The 21,299-nt window shown below is 63.3% G+C and carries 26 protein-coding genes, 4 tRNA genes and 1 riboswitch; of the genes, 14 read left to right on the top strand and 16 right to left on the bottom strand.

Going from position 1 to position 21,299, the window contains the following annotated elements; genetic code table 11:
• Positions 1-19 precede the first annotated feature (19 nt).
• Positions 20-1,306 carry a nucleotide sugar dehydrogenase gene (locus ACZK2R_RS07655; RefSeq protein ID WP_032128936.1) on the bottom strand — a complete coding sequence of 429 codons (1,287 nt, stop codon included), beginning with the start codon at positions 1,304-1,306 and terminating at the stop codon, positions 20-22.
• A gap of 142 nt (positions 1,307-1,448) precedes the next feature.
• A complete protein-coding gene (locus tag ACZK2R_RS07650) occupies positions 1,449-1,883 on the bottom strand; it encodes a BLUF domain-containing protein (protein WP_032128935.1) in 435 nt (144 codons plus the stop codon).
• Between the two features lie 130 nt (positions 1,884-2,013).
• On the opposite strand from ACZK2R_RS07650, the gene ACZK2R_RS07645 reads away from it, so the two are divergent.
• A tRNA-Leu gene (locus ACZK2R_RS07645) sits at positions 2,014-2,100 on the top strand.
• 23 nt (positions 2,101-2,123) lie between these two features.
• Here ACZK2R_RS07645 and hemN read toward each other — a convergent pair.
• Positions 2,124-3,533, bottom strand: a complete 1,410-nt coding sequence (gene hemN, locus ACZK2R_RS07640) for an oxygen-independent coproporphyrinogen III oxidase (protein ID WP_125894748.1) — start codon at positions 3,531-3,533, stop codon at positions 2,124-2,126.
• Between the two features lie 44 nt (positions 3,534-3,577).
• Positions 3,578-4,018, bottom strand: a complete 441-nt coding sequence (locus tag ACZK2R_RS07635) for a group III truncated hemoglobin (protein ID WP_032128934.1) — start codon at positions 4,016-4,018, stop codon at positions 3,578-3,580.
• A gap of 179 nt (positions 4,019-4,197) precedes the next feature.
• On the opposite strand from ACZK2R_RS07635, the gene ACZK2R_RS07630 reads away from it, so the two are divergent.
• Both ACZK2R_RS07630 and ACZK2R_RS07625 read left to right on the top strand, forming a co-directional pair.
• Entirely contained in the window at positions 4,198-4,485 is a 288-nt protein-coding gene (locus ACZK2R_RS07630) for a hypothetical protein (protein WP_010486039.1), read from the top strand.
• On the top strand, positions 4,482-5,531 hold the full coding sequence (locus ACZK2R_RS07625; RefSeq protein ID WP_180837489.1) for a 4Fe-4S dicluster domain-containing protein: 1,050 nt from the start codon (positions 4,482-4,484) through the stop codon (positions 5,529-5,531). The genes ACZK2R_RS07630 and ACZK2R_RS07625 overlap by 4 nt, the downstream gene beginning before the upstream one ends.
• Position 5,532: 1 nt before the next feature.
• Here ACZK2R_RS07625 and ACZK2R_RS07620 read toward each other — a convergent pair whose 3' ends face one another.
• Together ACZK2R_RS07620 and ACZK2R_RS07615 are read right to left on the bottom strand one after the other, a co-directional pair.
• Complete coding sequence (locus ACZK2R_RS07620) at positions 5,533-5,769, bottom strand: hypothetical protein (protein ID WP_032128931.1); 237 nt, start codon at positions 5,767-5,769, stop codon at positions 5,533-5,535.
• Positions 5,770-6,122: 353 nt separating this feature from the next.
• A complete protein-coding gene (locus tag ACZK2R_RS07615; RefSeq protein ID WP_032128930.1) occupies positions 6,123-6,332 on the bottom strand; it encodes a helix-turn-helix domain-containing protein in 210 nt (69 codons plus the stop codon).
• A gap of 111 nt (positions 6,333-6,443) precedes the next feature.
• On the opposite strand from ACZK2R_RS07615, the gene ACZK2R_RS07610 reads away from it, so the two are divergent.
• Both ACZK2R_RS07610 and crcB read left to right on the top strand, forming a co-directional pair.
• On the top strand, positions 6,444-6,845 hold the full coding sequence (locus ACZK2R_RS07610; RefSeq protein WP_010486043.1) for a transcriptional regulator: 402 nt from the start codon (positions 6,444-6,446) through the stop codon (positions 6,843-6,845).
• Positions 6,846-6,867: 22 nt separating this feature from the next.
• Positions 6,868-6,931, top strand: a riboswitch (Fluoride riboswitch).
• Between the two features lie 82 nt (positions 6,932-7,013).
• Entirely contained in the window at positions 7,014-7,406 is a 393-nt protein-coding gene (gene crcB, locus ACZK2R_RS07605) for a fluoride efflux transporter CrcB (RefSeq protein ID WP_032128929.1), read from the top strand.
• Between the two features lie 3 nt (positions 7,407-7,409).
• Here crcB and ACZK2R_RS07600 read toward each other — a convergent pair whose 3' ends face one another.
• Entirely contained in the window at positions 7,410-8,243 is an 834-nt protein-coding gene (locus tag ACZK2R_RS07600; protein ID WP_032128928.1) for an AraC family transcriptional regulator, read from the bottom strand.
• 96 nt (positions 8,244-8,339) lie between these two features.
• The gene (locus ACZK2R_RS07595) at positions 8,340-8,852 is read right to left on the bottom strand and encodes a P-loop nucleotide/nucleoside kinase family protein (RefSeq protein ID WP_180837488.1); all 513 of its coding nucleotides are present in this window, start codon (positions 8,850-8,852) and stop codon (positions 8,340-8,342) included.
• 261 nt (positions 8,853-9,113) lie between these two features.
• On the opposite strand from ACZK2R_RS07595, the gene ACZK2R_RS07590 reads away from it, so the two are divergent.
• From ACZK2R_RS07590 to ACZK2R_RS07580, 3 genes are all read left to right on the top strand, one after another.
• A complete protein-coding gene (locus tag ACZK2R_RS07590; RefSeq protein WP_180837487.1) occupies positions 9,114-10,190 on the top strand; it encodes an alpha/beta hydrolase family protein in 1,077 nt (358 codons plus the stop codon).
• Positions 10,191-10,278: 88 nt separating this feature from the next.
• Positions 10,279-10,479: a hypothetical protein gene (locus ACZK2R_RS07585; RefSeq protein WP_032128925.1), complete on the top strand. Its 201-nt coding sequence runs from the start codon at positions 10,279-10,281 to the stop codon at positions 10,477-10,479.
• 118 nt (positions 10,480-10,597) lie between these two features.
• A complete protein-coding gene (locus ACZK2R_RS07580) occupies positions 10,598-11,362 on the top strand; it encodes a thioesterase family protein (protein WP_180837486.1) in 765 nt (254 codons plus the stop codon).
• 15 nt (positions 11,363-11,377) lie between these two features.
• On the opposite strand, the gene ACZK2R_RS07575 is transcribed toward ACZK2R_RS07580, so the two are convergent.
• Together ACZK2R_RS07575 and ACZK2R_RS07570 are read right to left on the bottom strand one after the other, a co-directional pair.
• Positions 11,378-11,647, bottom strand: a complete 270-nt coding sequence (locus tag ACZK2R_RS07575) for a hypothetical protein (RefSeq protein ID WP_032128923.1) — start codon at positions 11,645-11,647, stop codon at positions 11,378-11,380.
• A gap of 123 nt (positions 11,648-11,770) precedes the next feature.
• On the bottom strand, positions 11,771-12,475 hold the full coding sequence (locus ACZK2R_RS07570; RefSeq protein WP_049399948.1) for an ArsR/SmtB family transcription factor: 705 nt from the start codon (positions 12,473-12,475) through the stop codon (positions 11,771-11,773).
• Between the two features lie 105 nt (positions 12,476-12,580).
• Between ACZK2R_RS07570 and ACZK2R_RS07565 the strand changes: the two genes are divergently transcribed.
• Positions 12,581-13,222 (top strand): flavin reductase, encoded by a 642-nt coding sequence (locus tag ACZK2R_RS07565; RefSeq protein ID WP_180837485.1) that lies wholly within the window; start codon positions 12,581-12,583, stop codon positions 13,220-13,222.
• 10 nt (positions 13,223-13,232) lie between these two features.
• Here the strand turns inward: ACZK2R_RS07565 and ACZK2R_RS07560 are convergent, their stop codons facing one another.
• Positions 13,233-13,754, bottom strand: coding sequence for a GNAT family N-acetyltransferase (locus ACZK2R_RS07560; protein ID WP_180837484.1), 522 nt, complete (start codon positions 13,752-13,754; stop codon positions 13,233-13,235).
• A gap of 107 nt (positions 13,755-13,861) precedes the next feature.
• Here ACZK2R_RS07560 and ACZK2R_RS07555 point away from each other — a divergent pair, with 107 nt between their 5' ends.
• Entirely contained in the window at positions 13,862-14,266 is a 405-nt protein-coding gene (locus ACZK2R_RS07555) for an NUDIX hydrolase (RefSeq protein ID WP_180837483.1), read from the top strand.
• A gap of 232 nt (positions 14,267-14,498) precedes the next feature.
• Positions 14,499-15,737, top strand: coding sequence for a HEPN domain-containing protein (locus ACZK2R_RS07550; RefSeq protein WP_180837482.1), 1,239 nt, complete (start codon positions 14,499-14,501; stop codon positions 15,735-15,737).
• A gap of 158 nt (positions 15,738-15,895) precedes the next feature.
• On the opposite strand, the gene ACZK2R_RS07545 is transcribed toward ACZK2R_RS07550, so the two are convergent.
• The 5 genes from ACZK2R_RS07545 to ACZK2R_RS07525 all read right to left on the bottom strand — a co-directional run bounded on the left by ACZK2R_RS07545 (position 15,896) and on the right by ACZK2R_RS07525 (position 19,783).
• The gene (locus ACZK2R_RS07545) at positions 15,896-16,930 is read right to left on the bottom strand and encodes a DUF2806 domain-containing protein (protein WP_346485035.1); all 1,035 of its coding nucleotides are present in this window, start codon (positions 16,928-16,930) and stop codon (positions 15,896-15,898) included.
• Positions 16,931-18,749: 1,819 nt separating this feature from the next.
• Positions 18,750-19,031: a hypothetical protein gene (locus ACZK2R_RS07540; protein ID WP_258015754.1), complete on the bottom strand. Its 282-nt coding sequence runs from the start codon at positions 19,029-19,031 to the stop codon at positions 18,750-18,752.
• Positions 19,032-19,349: 318 nt separating this feature from the next.
• Positions 19,350-19,423: transfer RNA gene (locus ACZK2R_RS07535), tRNA-Cys, on the bottom strand.
• A 66-nt stretch (positions 19,424-19,489) separates the two neighbouring features.
• Positions 19,490-19,565: transfer RNA gene (locus ACZK2R_RS07530), tRNA-Gly, on the bottom strand.
• 142 nt (positions 19,566-19,707) lie between these two features.
• Positions 19,708-19,783 (bottom strand) — tRNA-Gly (locus ACZK2R_RS07525).
• A 130-nt stretch (positions 19,784-19,913) separates the two neighbouring features.
• Here ACZK2R_RS07525 and ACZK2R_RS07520 point away from each other — a divergent pair.
• The 3 genes from ACZK2R_RS07520 to ACZK2R_RS07510 all read left to right on the top strand — a co-directional run bounded on the left by ACZK2R_RS07520 (position 19,914) and on the right by ACZK2R_RS07510 (position 21,299).
• A complete protein-coding gene (locus ACZK2R_RS07520; protein WP_180837480.1) occupies positions 19,914-20,315 on the top strand; it encodes a hypothetical protein in 402 nt (133 codons plus the stop codon).
• On the top strand, positions 20,308-20,751 hold the full coding sequence (locus tag ACZK2R_RS07515) for a hypothetical protein (RefSeq protein WP_253143277.1): 444 nt from the start codon (positions 20,308-20,310) through the stop codon (positions 20,749-20,751). The genes ACZK2R_RS07520 and ACZK2R_RS07515 overlap by 8 nt, the downstream gene beginning before the upstream one ends.
• A 107-nt stretch (positions 20,752-20,858) precedes the next feature.
• Positions 20,859-21,299 (top strand): hypothetical protein, encoded by a 441-nt coding sequence (locus ACZK2R_RS07510; RefSeq protein WP_253143278.1) that lies wholly within the window; start codon positions 20,859-20,861, stop codon positions 21,297-21,299.

Here is a 21,299-nt window from a genome sequence, read left to right as displayed (position 1 = left end):
CGCCACCCGCTGCCAAGGCTTACAAGCGATCGTCAACCACGTTGCGCGGCCAGGCCGATTTCACGTCGTAGACCAGGCCTCCCGGCGCCAGCAGGCCCCGGATTGCGGATTCATCCATCGCCTTGAAACGGGCGTGGGCCACTGCCAGCACCACCGCGTCATAGCATCCCGCCCCGGGATCGGCCAGCCAATCCAGGCCCTCGCCGGTCAGCGCCGCCGGGCCGACCCAGGGGTCGCTGACCTCCACCTGCGCACCGGCATCACGCAGGCGTTGCGCCAGTTCCAGCGCGCGGCTGTTGCGCAGGTCCGGGCAATCCTCCTTGAAGGTCACGCCCAGCACCAGGATGCGTGCGTCCGCCGGCGCACGGCCACGCTCGGCCAGCATCGCCAGCACCCGCGCCGCCACGTGCTCGCCGACGCGGTTGTTGACCTGTCGTGCGGTGTGGATCAGGTCCGGGTGATAGCCCACGCTCTCGGACTTGTGCAGCAGATAGTACGGGTCCACGCCGATGCAGTGGCCGCCGACCAGCCCCGGCCGGAACGGCAGGAAATTCCACTTGCTGCCGGCGGCGTCCAGTACGTCCTGGGTATCGATGCCCAGCCTGTCGAAGATCAGGGCCAGCTCGTTGACCAGCGCAATGTTGACGTCGCGCTGGATGTTCTCGACCACCTTGGCCGCTTCGGCCACCCGCATCGACGGTGCCGGGAAGGTACCGGCGGCGATGATGCGCTGGTACAGACCATCAATCACCGCAGCAACTTCCGGTGTCGAGCCGGAAGTGATCTTGCGGATGTCGGCCAGGCGCCGCTGGCGGTCGCCGGGGCTGACCCGTTCCGGGCTGTAGCCGCAATAGAAGTCTTCGTTGAAGCGCAGGCCCGAACCCTGCTCCAGCAGCGGCACGCACACTTCCTCGGTGGTACCGGGGTAGACCGTGGACTCGTAGATCACCAGGTCGCCGGCGCGAAGATGACTGGCAATCAGCCGTGTCGCCGAACGCAGGGGCTCCAGGTCGGGCTGCTCGTAAGCATCGATCGGGGTCGGCACGGTGACGATGTAGACGTTGCAGGCATCGAGCAGTGCCGGATCGCTGCCGTACTGCAGCAGCTGCGCACTGGCCAGCTCGTCGGATTCCATTTCCAGCGTGTGGTCCTGGCCGTTGCGCAGCTCGGCGATGCGACCGGCATCGATATCGAAACCCAACGTCGGCCACTGCCGGCCAAACGCCACCGCCAACGGCAGGCCGACGTAGCCCAGGCCGATCACCGCAAACCGGGGTGCGCTGGCCGCCGCTACCGGCGCACTCATCGGCACATCCCGCGCAACGGATGCGATCGCACATACGCTGCCATGGCCTCGGCCAACACACTCATCTGCTGCACCACTCCGGAAAACCTGCGCCAGAAAGGCTACAGCCTACCGGCCCCGGCGCCCTGCCGCCAAGGCGGGCTCAGGACCCCAACGCCACCGCGGCCGGTTCCAGTTCGCCGTCTGCGCCGGTCCAGGCCTGCAGCAGGCGCTCGAATCCACCGCTGCCAAGCAGGAAGCCGGGCCACGCGGCGTCGACGATCTGTGCCAGCAGCTCCGGTTCGATCCGCCGCGTGCCCATCGACCAGCGCGGAAATGCGCGCTGCACCACGGGGGCACGGCACAACACTTTCAGCTGCCCGTGGCTGCGCGCATTGAGGATGCGCTGGAACACCGAATCGATGCCGTCCTCCGGGCCCTCGAGATACTGCAGGAAGCGCGCTCCGTCGAACATCAGCACACCGGTGACACCGGCTACACGATTGAATGCCGTGGCGTCGGCCAGCAGGCGGTCAAGATCGGTTGTCTGCAGATCGGCGCGGGCCTCACTGGCATAGGCAATCGCGTGCAGCGACATCAGGTGGCTCCCCCCTGGGAACGATGGCAGGGACTATGACATGAATGCGATCGACAGTTAAGCACGCCGCGGCCATGATGCAATCCGGTTGCGGAACCGCAGGTGGGCTACAATCGGCGCCGCGCTGCAGGCCCGGATGGCGAAACTGGTAGACGCATCGGACTTAAAATCCGCCGGGGGCAACCCCATGCCGGTTCGATTCCGGCTCCGGGCACCACACGCACGCAGCACATCCCGCTTTCAGATCGCCCGCGAATAACGTGGTTGCTCGTGCGCGGCACGCAGATACGGGTCGAAGCACATCGCCAGCAACCGCAGCAACGGTCGCCCGGGTTCGCTGGCACGCACCACGCCATCGCGGTATTCGGCCAGGCCATCTTCCTGCAGCCGCTGTACCGAACGCAGGTCCTCGGCAAAGTACTGCTCGAAATCCAAGCCGTGACGCTGCCCCAGCAGCACGCCATCCACCTCGCCCTGGCACATCAGCTGCTGGATCAGTTCCGCGCGCAACTGGTCGTCGGCACTCAACGCCACGCCGCGCCAGACCGGCAGCTGGCCCTGGTCCACCGCGTCCTCCCACGACGGCAGGTCGCGCGGATTCTGGCTGTAGGTGGCACCGATGTGGCTGATCGCACTCACGCCCAGGCCGAGCAGATCGGTATCGGCATGGGTGGTATAGCCCATGAAGTTGCGATGCAGCTGGCCGGCGCGCTGTGCGCGCGACAGATCCTCTTCCGGCAACGCAAAGTGATCCATGCCGATGTACTGGTAGCCCGCCGCGGAGAGCTTCTCCACCGCCAGGCCCAGCAGCGCCAGCTTGTCTTCCGGTGACGGCAAGCGGCTTTCGTCGATCTGCTTCTGCGCGCGGAACAGATGCGGCAGATGCGCGTAGCCGTAGACCGCCAGACGGTCCGGGCGCAGCGCCAGCACCAGCTCGAGGGTGCGACCGAAGCCTTCCAGGCTCTGTCCCGGCAACCCATAGATCAGATCGACGTTGACCGAACGCATGCCGCTGTCGCGGCAGGCGCGCAGGATGTCCAGCGTCTGCTGCACGCCCTGCACGCGGTTGATCGATTCCTGCACCTGCGGATCGAAATCCTGCACGCCCAGGCTGGCCCGGTTGAACCCCAGCCGCGCCAGCATGGCGACGTCGCGGGTGTCGATGAAGCGCGGATCGAGTTCGATCGAGAAATCGCGCTGCGGCGAATCACTGAAATCGAAGCGCCGGCGCAACCCTTCCACCAGCGTGGTCATCGCTTCGGCATCGAGGAAGTTCGGCGTACCACCACCCAGGTGCAGCTGGATCACCTCGCGGCCGTCATCGAACTGCGGCGCCAGCAGGTCGGCCTCGGCCAGCACGCGTGAGACGTAGCTGTGGCCACGACCGCGATCACGGGTGATCACCCGGTTGCAGCCGCAGTAGAAGCAGGGGCTGGAACAGAACGGCACATGCACGTAAAGCGAAAGCGCACGGGCCAGCTGGTTGCTGTCGGCGATCGCCTGGCGCAGTGCCGGCGCGTCGAAGCCATCATGGAAATGCGGCGCGGTCGGGTACGAGGTGTAGCGCGGGCCCGGCCGGTCGTGCCGGCGCAGAAGATCGGGGTCGAAGGTCCAGGCCAGGCCACCAGCGGCGGGAGAGAACGTGTCCATGCCGCCAGCATCGCGCCGGGCGGCCTGCGCCGCCTTGACCCAGATCAATCCTTGGCAGGGATGCCCAGCACCGGCAGGCCGACCTGCGGCCAGCGCAGCATCTGGTAGCGCTTCCAGAAGGTGTCACCGATGCGCGCGGCCACGTCGTTGGCCAGCTCCTGCATCGGCGGGTTGTTGCATTCGGCGGTGGTGATCCGGAACAGCACCAGCCAGCGGTCGAACAGGTCCTTGTCCAGCTCGATGGCCATGTGCTTGGACATCGGCGAGCCCTTGAACCGGCGGGTGCCGCGCAACATCGCCGACCAGAAGTCGACCAGCTGCGCCAGGTGCTCGGGCCAATCGTGGACGTGCGCGCCGAACACCGGCCCCAGCCGCTCTTCCTCGCGCACGCGCGCATAGAAGTCGTGAACCAGGCGGGTCACTTCCTGCTCGGTGCACAACTCGGGCGAGGCGACGGGGAGGACAGGCGGCGGTGTTGCGTTCATCGGGGTACCCAAAGCGTGCCGGCAGTGTGCCGCAGCCGGCCATCACCACCGTTGATCCAGATCAATGTCGGCGCAGTCCGCTGCGCCTAGGCTGGCACGCTTGCAGGAAGCATGCCCTGCGGATGCGGCGCCGACCCTGGCGAAGTATACGCGCCGCCCACTTTTCGATCCGGGACAGCATGAACAGACCTTCTCCCAACCGCCGCCAGCGGCTGATCCAGCAGTGGGGCGCCATCCTCTGGCCCAGCTTCATCGCCGCCGGCGTGGCCAGCGTGGTGTTCTTCGCCTTCGTCGATCCATTGCGCCTGCAGGCCATCAGTTTCCCGGGCACCGCAATCAGCCGCGAACTGGGTTACACGGCGGGATTCTTCATGTTCTGGTCGGTGACGGCACTGTCCAGCGCGGTCACCTGGTACCTGCAGCGGCCCATGCCGAGCGATGACGACGACGAGCTGCCGCTGGGATGAGCACGTCATGTACCCGGACTCCCCGTCCCTGGCACTGGCGCGGCACGCTCAGCGCCGCCCTGCTGGCGCTGTTCTACGCACTGCCGTGGCTGCGCTGGGAGGGCCGCCAGGCGCTGCTGCTGGACATCAACGCGCGGCGATTCGACCTGTTCGGCTGGACCCTGTGGCCCGGCGACGTCGGCGTACTGATCGGCCTGCTGGCGGTGCTGGCCGTCGGCCTGGCGCTGCTTACCCACCTCGCCGGACGCATCTGGTGCGGCCATGCCTGCCCGCAGACGCTGTGGCGGCGCGCCTTCGACTGGATCGCCCGCAGCGCGGCCCGCATGCTGCCGGCACCTGCTGTACGCCCGGTCACCCAGCTGGCCTGGGGACTGCTGTCAGTGTGGACCGGCATTACCTTCGTCGGCCTGTTCAGCCCGATCACCGGCTTGCTGGCCGCCGCGCCAAACGCCGGCTGGAGCGGCTGGAAAACGTTCTGGGTGCTGTTCTATGCCGCCGCCACCTGGGCAAACGCCGGCTTCCTGCGCGAGCAGGTCTGCCGTTCGCTGTGCCCGTTCGCACGCATGCAGCCGCTGCTGACCGATCCACATACGCCGCGCATGCTGTACGACGCCCGCCGCGGCGAGCCACGCGGACCTCGCCCATCCGGCCTGGGCGGGGTGCTGGGCCGTGGCCGCGGCCTGCTCGACCCGACCACTGCGCAGGACTACGTATTCCGCGCCGCGCATCCGCTGCTGGCTGGACCGATGCCGACCTTCAGCGCCGACCGTCTGGGTGATTGCACCGATTGCGCGGCCTGCGTCATTGCCTGCCCGATGCAACTGGACATCCGCCAGGGACCGCACGCCGATTGCCTGGCCTGCGGTGCCTGCCTGGAGGCCTGCGCACAACAGCAGCACCGGGCCGGTTTCGGTCCGGCGCTGGTGCGCTACTGCAGTCCGCAGGCAATGGCCGGACAACCGAAGCGCCTGTGGCGACCCCGGACGTTGGCGCTGCTGTCCTTGCTGCTGGCGCTGCTTGCCTGCGGCGCCTGGCGCCTGCTCTGAATCAACGCGACCCGCTGGCGTGCGGCGGCACAAGCTGCGCACGCCGGACGATGCCCAGCTGTTCGATGATCAGCGCCATTTCGTTGGTGACTTCGGTACGCTCGGTCCCCTGCGGGACCAGACGGTCCAGCACCTGCTGGTAGGTATCCCAGAACGCCGGACCGCATCCGTGTTTGTGGTAACTGGCTTCCAGTTCGCGGCGTACCCGTTCAGCCAAGCCATGCATGCCGTATTCCATACGACCTCCGTTGGACTTGTTCTGCATCGTTGACGGTCTACCGACTCACTTGCGTGCTACTGAAAGGCTCCCAGGCTTCACGCCTGGTTGACTCCAATTAGTCATAGATTTCACGACAGGTCAATTACATGCGGCGACTTTCGCGATTGAAATTATTAATCGTTCACGAAACCACATACGGGACCCCGGGGCCCCCGGATGGGGTGAAGCCGACAGGCCGCGGGAACCATGGACCGATGACTCCAGTAGATGGCGCCGATTGTGACCCTCAGATCGATCGATCTTGCCTATTTTTCTAAGCATACTTAGCAAATTGCGCTTAGCGTGCTAAATGCGACAAAAGGCGGCGCAAGTCAGATGGATTCGCCCGCCGACGCTTCTGTCGTGGGGAACAGGTTCGGATAGCGCTGATGCAGGATGTACTGCCGCAGGGCCGGAATCGGGAAATCCTTCGGCCATTGCGACACTGCGGAACGGCTGATGCCAAAGAAGCGGGCCAGTTCGGCATCGGTCTGGAATCCCAGCCGGGTGCGCACCTGCCGCTTGCTCCAGAATTCGGTCACGGTCGGTCCTTCTGTTAACCAGACTGATTCTTGCGACAAGGCTTCTTCGCAATCCACGCGTTAAGCTGGCTTGCATAGATGAATACTCTCGGCCAACGACTCGCGGCAGCCATGAAGAAGGCCGGGCACCCACGCCCGGCCGATCTGGCACGCGCCGCCAAATCAACGACAGCAACCATCAGCAACTGGCTCAACGACCACGTGAGCGCCTCGCACGTGAAAGCCGAACAGCTGTTCCGCATCGCCGATGCGGCCAAGCTGGACGCACGCGAGCTGCTGTACGGGGTCAGCGGGCTCGGCGTCGGTGAGCCTGGCAGTGCCTACATCCCCAGCCAGGCCCATCTGGATGTCTGGCAGGACGCCTACGAGCTGGTCAGTCACCTGGTGGCCGAGAACGGGCTGGAGATCGACCATCGCCGCCATGCAGCGTTGGATCTGCTCGCGTTCGAACTGCTGATGGATGGCTTCAGCCGCAGCAAGGTCGCCCGCGTGCTGACGACTTCGATGACGTGAATGCACCGCCGCTGGTAGCATGGACCGCGATGGGGATGGGGCTCCCCCGATAACCGCCTGAGAAGGCTGATGGCTCCTGCCAGGACGAACCCGGTGTTCGTCGACGGCAGGTCGTGCCTGCCCTCGGCGTTCGCCATTGACCCTGCGAACCCGCATTCGAGGCACGCCATGCAAACACTGAACAATTATTTCCTGGTCTTCGTCGGAGGCGGCATCGGTGCCTGCCTGCGCCATGCCTGCAACCTGATCGGCGCGCGGGTGGCCGTCGGCAGTCCCTGGCCCTGGTCGACCTTCCTGATCAACGTCAGCGGCGCCCTGCTGATGGGCGTGGTGGTCGAGGTCTTCGCGATGCGCAATGGCGCCTCGCCGCAGCTGCGCCTGCTGCTGGCCACCGGCATCCTCGGCGGCTACACCACGTTTTCCACCTATGCGCTGGAGATCGGCCTGCTGCTGCAGCGTGGCCAGCATGGGCTGGCGGCACTGTATGCCGGCGGCTCGGTGGCACTGGGCCTGGCCGGCCTGTTCGGTGGGATGAAGCTGGCCCGGCTGGTGCTCGGCTGACGCTCAGGCCGCACTGGCACGGGCCTGTCCCCGCCATTCCCGCGGCGACTGCCCGGTGTGCGCCTTGAACGCGCGCGACAGCGCCGCTTCGCTGCCGTACCCCACATCGTCGGCAATCCGCTTCAGCGGTCTGCCTTGGCGCAGTGCCTGCTGCGCCAGCCCCACCCGCCAGCCCTGCAGGTACTGGCCCGGCGTGGTGCCCATCGCCTCGCGGAAGCTGGCGGCGAACACGCTGCGTGACATGCCGGCCACTTCGGCCAGGTCTTCCAGCGTCCACGCCTGCGCCGGCGCTTCATGCATCGCCACCAGCGCCAACCGCAGCCGCGGATGACCCAGCCCGGCGAACAGGCCGCCACGCATCTCGCCGCCTTCCATCAGCTGACGCAGCACCTGGATCATCACCACCTCGAACAGCCGGTTGACCATCGCCGCCCGCCCGCAACGCTGCTCGAACGCTTCTTCGAACAGCAGTTCCAGCGCCGCGTTGCCGCCATACAGATCGGCCAGCGGCAGGCAGATGAAATCAGGCAGCGCGGCGCTGATCGGATTGAGCCGACCGCCCTCGAAATGCAGGTTGGCGCAGGCCATGTCGGCGCCCTGCTGCGGGTCGGTGCTGAAGCGATGCGGCATCGGCCGCGGATACAGCAGCAGGCTCGGCACTTCGACCTGCACGGTCTGCTGCCCGTGGCTGACCTGCACCGGCCCGCGCCGCACCAGGTGCAGCTGACCCGCCTCGTCTTCGCCCTCCAGCGTGTTGATGCCGCACAGCGCACCGGCATGGAATACCGAGGCGGTCACCGCAAAACGTTCAAGCAGTATGGCGAGACGGTCGACCATGACGGGACTCCGGGTCAAGCGAGGCGAGCTCAATGCGACAGATCGTATCGGAATCGCCACCGAGATGGTCGACTGAACGCCGCCCTCTCTGCGCCCTCAAGCCTCCTGTGAATGACGGATCACCACGAAGCCCTCTTCCTGCGCAGGTGCCACGAAGTGACGGGTGATCTGCTCGAAGGCTTGGTCGCTGGCCTGGAACGGGTGCTCGCCGCGCGCGTTGCGGGCATGCAGCCGCGCCTTGCAGATGGCGTCGGCAACATCGAGAAAATGCAGCTGGTGGGCAACACCGGCCGACTCGAACAGTTCGCGGCCCCATGCACGGGCGGCCGGCGTGTTGAACGGAACGTCGAGCACGACCGAAACGCCGACCTGCAGGATTGCGCATACATGCTGCATCAGCGCTCCGCGCAGCGCGGCCGCGCGCTGCAGGTAATCGGCAACGGAATGGATCTGGTCGGGATACAGCGCGGCCAGCCAGGCGTCCTCGCTGATCAGCACGTGACGTGGCTGCGCCGCCAGCTGCTGCGACAGGGTGGATTTGCCGGCACCGATCTTGCCGCACACCAGGTGCAGGGTCGGCGCATTGTCGGTCGATGAAAGATGATGCATCTGCGTTCTCCTCGATGGATTCCAGTACCCGGGAGAGCGCCGCATGCAACCCGCCTTCCCGGGCGGGTTGCATGGCCGTGGCGACCGCGCGCTATCCCGCCTTCCCGTGGGGAATGCGGATAATCGACGCGGTGCTGTGCAGGACCATGCCGCCAGCGTAGAGCGCAGCCTGGCCGGCGGGCAATCCCCTGCGGCAGTGCAGCGCGCGCAAGGTTTTGCGGGGATCTATGCTCGGCGCCATTCCCGCATGGAATGACCACGATGCGACCCTTGCTTCGATGCGCCCTCGCCCTCGGCCTTCTGCTGCCTGCGGCATCGCTGCTGGCCGCGCCACCCACGGCACCACGCATGCTCAGCGGCGAGCTGCAGGGCGCCCCCTGGCGGCTGGACGTGCCGGCTGACTGGAACGGCGACCTGGTGATGCTGGCGCACGGCTACGAGCCGGTGGGCGTGCCACGCACTACGCCGATGACCGCCAATGACAGCACCGCAACGCTGCTGTCCGCAGGCTACGCCGTCGCGCAGAGTGCCTACGCCAGCCAGGGCTGGGCAGTGGCCGATGCGATCACCGACATGGAGCGCCTGCGCCAGCACGCGCTGGGCGAACTCAAGCGCGTGCGCCACACCTGGCTGCTCGGATTCTCGATGGGCGGCGCGGTGACACTCGCCAGCCTCGAACGCTTCCCGCAGCACTACACCGGTGGCGTCTCGCTGTGCGGTGCCAATCTCAGTGGCGAACAGATCGCCGCAGATCTGCTGACCACGCTGGTCGCCTTCGATTACTTCTTCCCCAACGCTGCAGGCCTGCCGGCCACCGGACTGGCTTCGCATGAAGCGGCCGTGCTGCCGCAGGGAGTGCTCTATCAGGGCATCGCCGACGCGCTGCAACGGAATCCCCAGCATGCCGACGTGCTCGCCAAGCGACTGCAGGTCGCTCCGGATGCACTGGCCGGGACAATCAGCCTGCACACGCTGGTCCTGCATGAACTGGCCACGCGCAGCGGCGGCATGCCGGCCGGCAACCTTGGTGTGGTGTACAGCGGATTCGGTGACGACGCCGCGTTCAATGCCGGCGTGCAGCGCATCGCTCCCGTGCCTGCGGCACAGGCCGATGTCCGCGCGAAGCTGGCACTGAGCGGCGCGTTGAAGCGACCGCTGGTGGTCCAGTTCAACAACAACGATCCCACCATCGTGCCGCACATGCAGGCGATGTATCCGCAGATGGCCGCACAGGGCGGCGCGCGACCATTGCCGCGCGTGCTGCCGCCGGTGGGCGAAGGGCATTGTGGCTTCTCTGAAGCACAGGTTGTCGACGCCTTGAAGGCAATCCAGCGTTGAGCTCAACGTGTCGCAGCGCATCAGGGGCGCGCCATAAGGACTGCTATGGTGGCCGGGCCCATTGACGGGCACACAAAGGACTGACGTGATGATCAAGACGACCTTGAAGACCGTGATGTTCCTTGGCATGGCCGTGACCGGGCTGGCCTTCGCCGCAGGCCCCTGTGAATTCTGCAGCCAGCAGTACGAATATTGTCTGCGCGCAACTTCAGGCCCACTGGCCAAGACACCCGCAGAATGCCTGGCCCAGTACAAGATGTGCCGCGAAATGGATTGCCAGTCCTCCTGACCGGCATCCGGCCGGCTCCTGCGGGAGCCGGCTCAGCCGGCCACGCTGCCAAACGCTTACGATGCAGGAACCCGCGCAGCATCTGCCGCCTCCCCTCCCTGCTGACACAACGCATACGATGGCCTTCTTCGAACGACTGAGCGACACCCGCTACCTGCCGACCGAACACACGAGCGGCGCCTGGAACATCCGCGAACAACACATCGCACCTGCGATCGGGCTGCTGGCGCACCACCTGGAACGCGACGCCGCAGCGCGTGGGCACGGTTTTCTGATCGCGCGCCTGTCCTACGACATCCTCGGCACCATTCCGATCGAAGCGATGGAGGCCGACGTACAGGTGCTGCGCGGTGGTCGCACCATCGAACTGGTCGAAGCCACGCTGCGCCATGACGATCGCCCCGCGCTGCGCGTGCGTGCATGGCTGATGCGCCCGAACGATACGCAGGCCATCGCCGGCACGCCGATCACCGGCATTGCTCCGCCGGAATCAATGCCCGCGTGGGACCCAGGTACGGTCTGGCCAGGCGGTTTCATCAAGAGCGTGGAGATCCGCCGACATGATCAGGGGCCCGGCCGTGCCACCTACTGGGCGCGCGCGAAGCACGCGCTGCTGGACGGCGAGCCGGTCAGTCCGCTGGCCCGTGCCGCCACCCTGTTCGATCTGTCCAATGGCATGGCCGTGCGCGCCGATCCGAAGGAGGTCGCCTTCCCCAACCTCGATCTGACCGCGCACCTGTTCGGCATGCCCGAAGGCGAGTGGCTGGGCTTCGACACGTCGGTGTCGTTTGGCCACCAGGGTCTCGGCTTGACCAGCACCGTGCTGCACGATGCGCGCGGTCCAATCGGCATGCTCGGCCAGGCACTGACCGTACGCCCGTGACCCCAAAGGGCGGCGTCAGCCGCCCAGCGTACCCATGGTGAAGGTGTAGCCGGAGCTCATCAGGAATTCGCGCATGCGCATCTCCGCGCGCCGCGGTGAGGCCAGGTTGGCCGGTGCATACAGCGCGTAGACCACGCCCGCGCCTTCGATGGCTTCACGCCGCACGCCACAGTGGCGGGTCTCCGAAGCAATCACCCATCCATCCTTCAGTCGATCCGGTCCGATCGACTGGCCGTTCATCAGGCGGAACGTCAGCCAACGTACTTCCACAGAAGATTTGCTCATTGCCGGCATACCGCCAGCGTGCCGCGATCGTTCATGTCCTTGCTCGCCATTGCAGCTCCCTAAGACTTGGAACTCGACCATAGCGCCTTGCCATGTCGTGGGCGAATGAGACTGGAGGGGCCCTTATGTCGCCAGGCCGAACCGCGTCCACAGCGCTTCGCGCCCCGGCTGCGTCAGGCGCAGTTCGCGTCGACCCTCAACCCGCCGAAGCCAATCGTTCTTCACGAAGCTGTCCAGCATCGCCTCGCCGACCAGCCCGGCCAGATGCGGGCGCCGCTCGGTGCAGTCCAGGCATCCTCGGCAGTAGCGCGCAGGCTTGACCGTCACGGGAAGCCGCAGCAGCTCAGCCAGCGGCTGGCCGAGCTCCTGCAGGAACGCTGCGCCCTCCACACTCACTTGCCAATGCGCCTGGTGCGGGACCAGGTGCCCTGCCTGCAACAAGCGGTCGGTGATCGCCACCGCATGCACACCGGCCAGATGCCGGTAGCAGGAACGCGCCTGGCGCAACGCCGGCATGCTGCGTGATGCCTCAGCGGTGCAGGACGGCGTGCGGTCCGCAACGCGCAGGATGCCCTCCAGCATGTCGGCGACTTCGTGCGAGGCCAGCCGGTGATAGCGATGGCGCCCCTGCGCGACAGCGACCAGCAGGTCGCCCTCGACCAGCCTGCGCAGATGCGTGCTCGCCGTCTGCGGTGTTACCCCAGCCACGCGTGCCAGCTCCGTCGCGGTATACGCACGCCCATCCATCAACTGCAGCAGCATGGATGCGCGCGCCTGGTCGCCAACCAGGGCACCGACGCTGACAAGGGAACCGGAGGTGTGGACCATGCCCGCATTGTGGCACGCCGTTGCGGGCCGACAATTCGATGCAGGCCGAAGCGTCGGCACCCGCTGCCAAGGCACAGTGGCCACCCCGATAGCGCAAGGCCTGCCGTGAAAACCGCTCCGATTCCCCGCCGCCGCATCACCCCTTCGGTCCTGTACCCGGGCACGCCTGTGTTGCTGATGACCACGCTGAACGACGACGGCAGCAGCAACATCAGTCCGTTGTCTTCGTTCTGGGCCCTGGGCAACCGGGTAGTGCTGGGCCTCGGCGTGCAGGGTCAGGGCTATCGCAACCTCCAGCTGCGCAACGAGTGCGTACTGAACTTCCCATCCTCCGCGCAGGCCGCACAGGTCGAGGCCATCGCGCGCGTGACAGGCTGCGACCCGGTGCCCAATGCCAAACAGGCGATGGGCTACGTGCATGTGCGTGACAAGTTCGCGCTGGGGGGCTTCAGTGCGGTCGCCTCGACGCACGTCGCGCCAGAGGCGATTGCCGAGTGCCCGCTGCAGGTGGAAGTCAGCGTGATGGCGATGCACCCGCCCGCCGAGGATGACAGCCAGGGCTTCGTGATCGTCGAAGGACGGATCCGTTGCGTGCATGCGCACGAAGCGATCACCGTGGCTGGCACCCAGCACATCGATGTCGCCCACTGGAAACCGTTGATCTATCTGTTCCGCCACTACCTGAGCGTGGGTGAACCAGTCGGGCGCAACTTCCGCGCGCAGACGCCGGTCCACGATCCGGCGTAGAGCGGGTGATTCAAGGTGCCGGCGATGGTGGGTGGCTGGTCACTGAAATCCAGTACGACACCATGTCCACATAGCGGCCGTCGCGCTTCACCGCGCGCGGCTCGACGCCGGATTCGGTGAAACCCAGCGATTCATACAGCGCGCGCGCGGCGGCGTTGTCCGCCAGCACCGTGAGAGTGAGCGATTCAATGCCTTCCGCGCGCGCAGCCGCGAACGCGGCAAGAAGAAGTTGACGGGCGATACCCTGGCCTCGATAGCCAGTATCCACATGGACACTGTGCACTTCCGCCGTATGCCGCCGCGCCAACCGCACCGGGCGTACGTAACGCAGGAAACCCACCAGCATGCCGCCCACGAACGTGCCGAAGTAGCGCGTGCCGGGATCGGCAAGCTGGGCGCGCATCACGTCCGCCGAGTCATCCTGCGCCTCGGCCAGCGTGGACAGGAACGCCGCAGGCGACTCGCGAAGGGCCTGCAACCGTGCTTGCCAGAGAATATCGGCGTCGTCAGCGCCGAGTTGCCGGAGAAGCATGCGACACACCTGTGAGGTTGCTGATGCACAGGTGCCCAGCCTAGCGCGGGTTCGCCTGATACGGCGTGCATGCAAGAATGAAGACGGCTCCTTCTTCACTCTCCGCCATGACTGAACTGCAGATTCCCCGCGTTGGATGCGGCGCCGTCGTCCGTGATGCCGACGGCCGCATCCTGCTGATCCAGCGCGGACGCGATCCGGAGCGCGGGCACTGGGGCCTGCCCGGCGGCAAAGTCGACTGGATGGAAACGGTGGAGGCTGCCGTGGTCCGCGAAACTCGCGAGGAGACGGCGTTGGAAGTGACGCTGCTGCGCCTGCTGTGCGTGGCCGATCATTTCGAGCCGACACTTGCGCAGCACTGGGTCGCGCCGATCTTCGAGGCTCGGGCACCTGCCGGTGCCGAGGCTTCCATCCAGGAGCCGGGTGTGCAGACAGGGCTGGGCTGGTTCGCGCTGGATGCGCTGCCCCAGCCACTGACCCTGGCCACGGTGCAGGCGCTGGCCAGGCTGTAGCGGATATCGATCCGGGCACGTGCCGGTATCCAGACAAACAAAAAGCCCTGACCGGAGTCAGGGCTTTTCAATTGGAGGCCTCAAGCGGAATCGAACCGCTGTAAACGGATTTGCAATCCGTGCAAGGCCTCTTAAATTCAAGCACTTAGGAAAAACGACACCCAAATTGCCACCTGACGTAACTGACCTTGGCAAAGCTAGACTTGTTTGAACCTCTAATTGAACCGAACCAATGCCCATTGCTCTGCCCCGAACGCTGCGCGCCACCCTCACCACTCGAATCGCTGCGGGGTTGCGGGCATCCAGTATCGTATCTGGCGCTTCGCTCAGCATCGAGACCGATTTTTTTTCCCTGCACAAGCTCGTGTCCGTCGGCTCACCAACTGATCAGCAGCTCAGGCGTTACATCGGTGACTTGCACGTGTCCGACTTCGTCGTCAACGAAGTCCATCAGCGACATATTGGGCCATGGCGTTTTGACCAGCCACCCACAGATTTCTGCGACGTTCTTGGAGCCGATGCGCCTGCTGAATGGGCAGAGGAACTGATCCGAAGCTTAGAGGCTTTACCGTGGCAGTACACCGCTTACGTTAGGATTCCAGGTGAGATCGATCCAGTACTGGTCGGGGAAAACGGGCTTGAGCTGACGTCAAAGGTAGCGTTAGTGCCGAGCAACCTCGTGCCAAGAGCGCCAGTCAACGAAGGCGTAGCTTCGCTCGCCACTGCACTCCTCGGACGCAGCTACAGCGGTTCAGTCGACGAACCAGCCCTCTATCTACGAATGGCCGTGGAAGGATATGTGCCTCAACGTCGCGACTCCCTCGGCGCAAACCAAGTGATCGCCTCAGTACTTTCTATGTATGGCATTGGACTGTCCCTCGGTATTTTTTCTCACGACCCTTGGCGATTTACCACCAAGCGCCCCCCTTCATACAGAGTTGAAATGTATCGAACTGATAGTTCCGAAGAACAACACAGTTGGAGTATCGCGTTCGATCCAGCGCAGGAAAAGGAGATGGGCAAGATAATCCACAGACTCGCGCCGACACCCGGAGAAACCGCCGTCCGAACCCTGGCACTCTTAGGCACGCTGGGAAAGGTTATGGATCGCGCGGATGAGCGCCTGCGCAACGCTGCGCGATGGTACTTCGACAGTCACTGTGGATCTAACGATCAGGTGCGTTTTGTCCAAGTGTGCATTGCGCTCGAAATTTTACTGGGAGATGAAAAGCAAGGGCGCGAAACAGGACTCAGCCAATTGATGGCGAACCGTTGCGCTTACCTTCTTGGAAGAAACAGTAGAGATCGCGAGAACATCACATCCGGATTTAAGAAGGGATACGACATTCGATCCAGAATCGTTCATGCAGGAAAAAGTCTACTTTCCACCGAGGAAAAGGCTCACTTTAGTTACATGCAGAAGCTGTGCTCTTCCGTGATCCAAAAAGAGTGCAGAGAGCTCGAGCAGTAGATTAAAAAGTCCGCAAGTTTTTTTATTAGCAATCAATCACTTATAGCAAGTTAATTTACGGAGAGCCGCGCAGTTCGGCCGAAAATTTCAATAACTTGCTGCCAGTTTTACGGAGGCCAATGCTCTGAGCTATCCTGCCGCCAAGGTGCGGTGGGCCACTAGAGCCGCACCGCCCCTTCCAGACGGAAGCCGCTTCCGCCCTCAATAGGAACGACTATTCCAAGTTCGACGGTAAGGCCATGAGCTTTGATGGAAGCAGCGACGCCCTCTAGATATGCACGGTCGGGCTCGACATCCACAAGCAGCAAAATCTCCTGCCCTACGTTAGTCACCTTGTACCCATCCAATCTAACAACGGCACTCGGATCGCTCCCTCTGACCCCAAACCCCCACCGCCCCACTCGAAGCCCAGCTACGAATTCAGTACTTGACTCCGATTGCAGTGACAACGACATTCCCAAAGACTCAACACCCGCGAGGATTCCCAGCTCCTGGAGTGCTACCGCGTCTCCAAAATTCAGCCAGTCTTTGATATCGGCGCCTGAGCCTCTATGCACTATCGTACGGTCAATTGCGAAGGAAGCCAGCTTCTCAATCAGCGCCGCATCATTGCCGTCGAGGTTTCTTAGCAGATCCAACGCCTTCAGAGACAGCGAACCTGGCGCCCGCACTTCGCGCGCCAAAACCTGAGCCCAAAGCTCTTGCATTTTCTCCGCTGACACGCCCCCCGCATTTTCGCGCCAGCGTTCTAGCCAGTCGGGATCGGGGTCCTGCTCAGGCGCTACACCTTCGCCCTCCAGCAGAACACCACCTGCGCGAGCAACCGCCTTTGCAATATTTACTTCTCTGCGCAGGGTGTGAATCGCACTATTAGTAAAAGCACCTGCGCTTTGCGCGCTGAGCACGTCGAAAATTGGAGCCTTGGAAACCTGAGCTTCATCTGAGGCCAAATGAGCTTGAACTAACTTTGGCAGACCTGCATCCGCCTCTCCCTGCGAGAAGATCAGCTCACCACTTTTAATGCGAGAAATGTCACTCTCTGCCTGCGCAATCATCAACATCTGAGCGCGCTGAACTTCCATCGCAGCGAATCCGTCGCGCTTGGCCTTCCACGGACCAACGAAGGGCGAAAGCGCATTACGCTCTACCATATCCAAAAAATGAATGAGCAACTTTTCGCCAGGGAAATCCATTTGCCGCCCCTCTCTAAAAGATGAACAGGCAAGAGAATAGTCGAAGGTCGATCGGCTTAGAAGGCTGGCGTACTGTGCATTGTAGTCAACAGCTTAGATTGAGTTCAATTCAGGAGACCTGCGAACAGCCCCTAGTCTCGCAATGGGCAGCTCCCGTGTATTCGGGAACCCTCTTCGCTCACCAACCACGTAGATCGCGCAGTCCTGCCCTCACCCATGCCTTACGCGCATCTCTCGGACGGGGTTTCGTTTCGGCCGGAGGCTTACGGGGCTCCAGCGCTGCCCTGATCCGCTCCACCTCCTTCGCTCCGGCCTCGGCTACGGGTTGAGCTGCCTGCGGCCCCGTATCCAGCAGAGTCAGAATGCCCGCCCCACCCGCCCGGCACCATCGGGCAACTTCGCCCTGTTGGGTCGGGCTGTCCATACAGGCGCTAGGCAGAGCTCTCCCAACCGACCGTGTCCCAATATCGCCATGAAATTGAAACCATGAATAGAGGCATGACCTAGTGAAGATTACGGTCAGCCCGAGGAACATAAATACGAATCGATTTCACAAAATACAAGCGATTTCGCGCAAGCGAGCCCTGCATCGCATATGGTGTAACCGGTGCCCTCCATATCGACTGTCTCGGCAGTTGAGTCCAAGAGGTCACTAGCCAGTAGCGTAGATAGCTTGGCTGATACGCCAAATCGACCAGAGGAAAAGTATGGACACTGTAAAAAGTCTTCGAAGCCGCTTGGGAAATCCGCGATCGCTCTAGCCATTTTTATGGCCGCAACGCCTGGACTGGCAAGCGCAAATCACATTTCCAATGAGAAATCTGCGATTCATGAGCGTCAACTTGAATCTTCAGATGGAAAGACATGGATCGTTCGAACCATCCCATCGTCCGATTTCAGCGGGGGAAAAGTGATGGTCGAGCAACGTCTGTTTAGAGATGGAAAAGGAGGACTGGTCTACCGATTTGACGACCAAAGTCAAGCAACCAAGATCTATCATCAAGCCCTGTGTGAAGCGAAGGATTCTGTTCCCTCAAGGGGGGCAACTACAATTTCCGGAGAGGCAGTGTGGAGTTGGTCCTGCACAAACAGCAAAGCAGATGCTCCTTCTTCGAGCAATGCCCCAATCTCCGCAAGGAGCTCGGACTATCTGTATGCCGTTGCCCCTGACGGGTACTATCCTGTCGGAAGCAATTTCACATCCGCTGGCGCTGTTGCTTTTAAGAGTGTCGTCGCAGGAGACATGAAAGCAACGCTTTCCGTCGATGATGGAAGATGTACAACGTCGGTGACTGAGCCATACAGCTCCCCCTTCGAAGGCACACACACAGCGCAAGTAGCGTGTCTGATAAGTGATGCCCGAACTGTGAACACGTCGATGGAGGGATGCATACCACAGCGGTGTGCTACGGGTAGAGGCTCCCTCAGCGCTGTAGAGTAGAAACCTTCTGATCTCTTTCCGTTGCGCTTGGCCCTGACAACAATCCCGCCGCTCTCGCGAGGGCGACGGGGTCACGGCCAATGCCAGGTGCTGAGATCACCTCTGTTGCGGCGCTGCCTGGATGCTTGCCGGCATCTGGGCAGCGCCCTGTTTCGTTAGACGACTACTTCTACCAACGGGAGATTGGGCGCGGCCTCCAGCAGTCGGCCACCACTGACCCAAACGTTGTACGGGATAGGCTGCTGCAGCTGACCGAAGGCGCGCATCTGCGCGCCGTCATAGGTTGTCAGGCTACTGGTGCCATCTGCATTGTGTGCAGTGACCGTTGCCAACAATCGCGGCCGTCCGCTGACGAGTTCGCCAAATTGATTCCACAGATCAGTCCGCATCGGTGAAATGCCTCTCCAGAGTCGCCGTCTGCTCGATCACGACAGCCTGTTGATCCACGACGACCTCAATACGAATCGACTCGCATTGGCCGTGCCAAGTTCCTTCAGAACTCAGCACCTGCACCAGGTCGAGCGGCAAGATCACCCCGATCTCCCCCGCCTTCAGCGGCCTCGGGAACAGCGGCACGGTCAGGTCCACCACCGCCCGCTCACCGCGATCGCAGAGGATGTTGCGCCCCCTCTCAGCTGCGGCAGCAGCGACGTTGATCAAGGGGCTACTTACCTGCTGCGCGAAGAGCTGCCCCGCCTCACCGCCCTTTCGCACCTTGCAGGTAACTGCCTTCCCGGCCAGCTCTCCCGTGGGGCAGCAGCCCCGCCCGCTTGATCGTGTACTGCCAGGAGTCGCCCCGGCGTCGCTTGGTCGCCATCCCTACTCAAACTCACGTAAACGCACTCGGCGCATGTTAACGCGAGTTTGCCACCCGGAAATGGGTGGCAGACCGATGATTTCAGGGCCGAATCAGGGGATTCTGGCCAACACCGCCAAACGCCAGGCAAAGAAAAACCCCTGACGAATCAGGGGTTTATTTGGAGGCCTCAAGCGGAATCGAACCGCTGTAAACGGATTTGCAATCCGGTGCATAGCCACTCTGCCATGAGGCCAACGTACTGCGCGCCAGGAACGGAGCCCTGACAAGACAAAACCCCATGATGGGGCCTGTCGGAACATGGAGCGGGAAACGAGACTCGAACTCGCGACCTCAACCTTGGCAAGGTTGCGCTCTACCAACTGAGCTATTCCCGCGTAAGCCGCCATGGTACCGGAAATCCGGAACACACACCAGCGATTTCACTTTTCTGACTGCGCGTAAAGCCTTGTGGCCCAACGTGCCCCGCCTTGCCGTGGCGGGAGAAAAACAAGGCCCCTACCGGGGCCCTGTAGAATCTGGAGCGGGAAACGAGACTCGAACTCGCGACCTCAACCTTGGCAAGGTTGCGCTCTACCAACTGAGCTATTCCCGCAGATTCCGTTCGACCTGCGTCGAAGGAGCGCTATTGTGTCCAAATTCCTTCACGCCGTCAACAGTCTTCACATCATGCGGTCACGGGCGTCCGCACTGGGGTACGCTGCCCCGCCCAGCCCCGTGCGCCTATGTTCCTTCGCGGCAAGCCCCTGTTGATCGCCCTGGCGCTGCATCTGCTGGTAGCGCTGCTGTACTGGGCATTGATTCCGCTGGGAATGAACTGGTATCGCGACCATTTCGGCTTCACCTCCCATCGCGACATCGGCCTGGGCATCGCCCAGTTTTATCTGTTCTGGATGTTCATTGGCGCCCAGCCGCTGATCGCGGTGCTGCGGCCACTGTTTGCCAAGCTGCTGGTCCTGACGATTCCTTTGGCGTTCGCCAGCTGGACGCTGATGCACAACCATCCGCTGCGCCTGCTGTACTTCACCGCCGGGCCCGGCCTGCTGGCACTGGCCGCAATCGTCATCTCCGCATGGTATGCATCACGCAACCGCCTCCCCGCCGCCATGGACACCGCCGATGCCTAGACGCTACGTCCGCCTGTTCTGGTTGCTGGTCGCGCTGACCTGGCTGGCGCTGATCGTCGCGCTGGTCAATGCCGGCTTCACCCCGGACTACTGGTTGCTGCACCGCCTGGAAGGCGCCGAGCTGCCCTACCCGACCAGCACTGTCATCGTGTTCGCGTTGCTGGGCACGGTTGAACTGGTCATGGCCGCCTTGATCGTGCGGCCATGGAAACTGAAGCGACTGTGGCTGCGCCTGTTGATTGCCTTCGTGCTGCTGCTGGCGTGGTCGGTACCATGGCTGCTGTCGGCGATGCACCAACCACCGGTGCAGGGAATGCACCTGCTGTGGTTGCTGCTGTTGGACGTGGGACTGCTGCTGGCGCTGTGCGTGGTGTCGCTGGTCAGTGTCCTGGGACGCATTTCCGGCAGGAAGAATACCCCGACTGCGGTTCCTTAAGGCGCTGGACCCGAGGGCTTCACCGCTTCATTTTCGGATCTCTTGCATGGATTGCGGCAGGCCGATGCAGGAAGGTTGAGGATCCGCCAGCGACGAACGCCTGCATCGTGCCCCTGCCCATCGCATTCCGTGCTCCCCCTTCCTTCTGGCTGCTGGCATCACTCATCTGGCTACTGCTGGTTGCCGCGCTCATCCATGCCGGCTTCAAGCCAGACTACTGGCAACTGCGTCACACCGAGTCCGGGACACTGCCCTATCCCATCGGCTCGGTGATCACGTTCGCGCTGATCGTCCTCGTGGAAATGACAGCGCTGGGCCTGGCTGTGCAGCCATGGCGGTTCCGCCGCCTGTGGCTGCGGATCCTGATCAGCCTCATTCCATGGCTGGGGTGGAACGTCCTATGGGGCTTGGCTGCCATGCATCAATCCCCCGTGCGCGACGTCCACTCGAACTGGCTGCTCGGCATGAGCACCATCCTGCTGCTGGCACTGCTCGTGGTTGTGCCGGCCTCACTCTGGCCTCGCCTGCGACGCTGGCTCGGGAACTGA

This window comes from Stenotrophomonas sp. 96582_Sma (assembly GCF_056480905.1).
The sequence above is the reverse complement of the archived record's forward strand: the minus strand, read 5'-3'. Positions and strand labels throughout refer to the sequence as shown.

Bases quoted from the DNA above. Each gene is read 5' to 3' on its own strand.
- ACZK2R_RS07545 (WP_346485035.1), bottom strand. From the start codon at position 16,930: ATGGATTTCCCTGGCGAAAAGTTGCTCATTCATTTTTTGGATATGGTA.
- ACZK2R_RS07550 (WP_180837482.1), top strand. From the start codon at position 14,499: ATGCCCATTGCTCTGCCCCGAACGCTGCGCGCCACCCTCACCACTCGA.
- ACZK2R_RS07650 (WP_032128935.1), bottom strand. From the start codon at position 1,883: ATGTCGCTGCACGCGATTGCCTATGCCAGTGAGGCCCGCGCCGATCTG.
- hemN (WP_125894748.1), bottom strand. From the start codon at position 3,533: ATGGACACGTTCTCTCCCGCCGCTGGTGGCCTGGCCTGGACCTTCGAC.
- ACZK2R_RS07635 (WP_032128934.1), bottom strand. From the start codon at position 4,018: ATGAACGCAACACCGCCGCCTGTCCTCCCCGTCGCCTCGCCCGAGTTG.
- ACZK2R_RS07655 (WP_032128936.1), bottom strand. From the start codon at position 1,306: ATGAGTGCGCCGGTAGCGGCGGCCAGCGCACCCCGGTTTGCGGTGATC.
- ACZK2R_RS07585 (WP_032128925.1), top strand. From the start codon at position 10,279: ATGATCAAGACGACCTTGAAGACCGTGATGTTCCTTGGCATGGCCGTG.
- ACZK2R_RS07575 (WP_032128923.1), bottom strand. From the start codon at position 11,647: ATGAGCAAATCTTCTGTGGAAGTACGTTGGCTGACGTTCCGCCTGATG.
- ACZK2R_RS07610 (WP_010486043.1), top strand. From the start codon at position 6,444: ATGAAGAAGGCCGGGCACCCACGCCCGGCCGATCTGGCACGCGCCGCC.
- ACZK2R_RS07625 (WP_180837489.1), top strand. From the start codon at position 4,482: ATGAGCACGTCATGTACCCGGACTCCCCGTCCCTGGCACTGGCGCGGC.
- ACZK2R_RS07520 (WP_180837480.1), top strand. From the start codon at position 19,914: ATGTTCCTTCGCGGCAAGCCCCTGTTGATCGCCCTGGCGCTGCATCTG.
- ACZK2R_RS07600 (WP_032128928.1), bottom strand. From the start codon at position 8,243: ATGGTCGACCGTCTCGCCATACTGCTTGAACGTTTTGCGGTGACCGCC.
- ACZK2R_RS07630 (WP_010486039.1), top strand. From the start codon at position 4,198: ATGAACAGACCTTCTCCCAACCGCCGCCAGCGGCTGATCCAGCAGTGG.
- crcB (WP_032128929.1), top strand. From the start codon at position 7,014: ATGCAAACACTGAACAATTATTTCCTGGTCTTCGTCGGAGGCGGCATC.
- ACZK2R_RS07590 (WP_180837487.1), top strand. From the start codon at position 9,114: ATGCGACCCTTGCTTCGATGCGCCCTCGCCCTCGGCCTTCTGCTGCCT.
- ACZK2R_RS07580 (WP_180837486.1), top strand. From the start codon at position 10,598: ATGGCCTTCTTCGAACGACTGAGCGACACCCGCTACCTGCCGACCGAA.
- ACZK2R_RS07620 (WP_032128931.1), bottom strand. From the start codon at position 5,769: ATGGAATACGGCATGCATGGCTTGGCTGAACGGGTACGCCGCGAACTG.
- ACZK2R_RS07595 (WP_180837488.1), bottom strand. From the start codon at position 8,852: ATGCATCATCTTTCATCGACCGACAATGCGCCGACCCTGCACCTGGTG.
- ACZK2R_RS07560 (WP_180837484.1), bottom strand. From the start codon at position 13,754: ATGCTTCTCCGGCAACTCGGCGCTGACGACGCCGATATTCTCTGGCAA.
- ACZK2R_RS07555 (WP_180837483.1), top strand. From the start codon at position 13,862: ATGACTGAACTGCAGATTCCCCGCGTTGGATGCGGCGCCGTCGTCCGT.
- ACZK2R_RS07515 (WP_253143277.1), top strand. From the start codon at position 20,308: ATGCCTAGACGCTACGTCCGCCTGTTCTGGTTGCTGGTCGCGCTGACC.
- ACZK2R_RS07570 (WP_049399948.1), bottom strand. From the start codon at position 12,475: ATGGTCCACACCTCCGGTTCCCTTGTCAGCGTCGGTGCCCTGGTTGGC.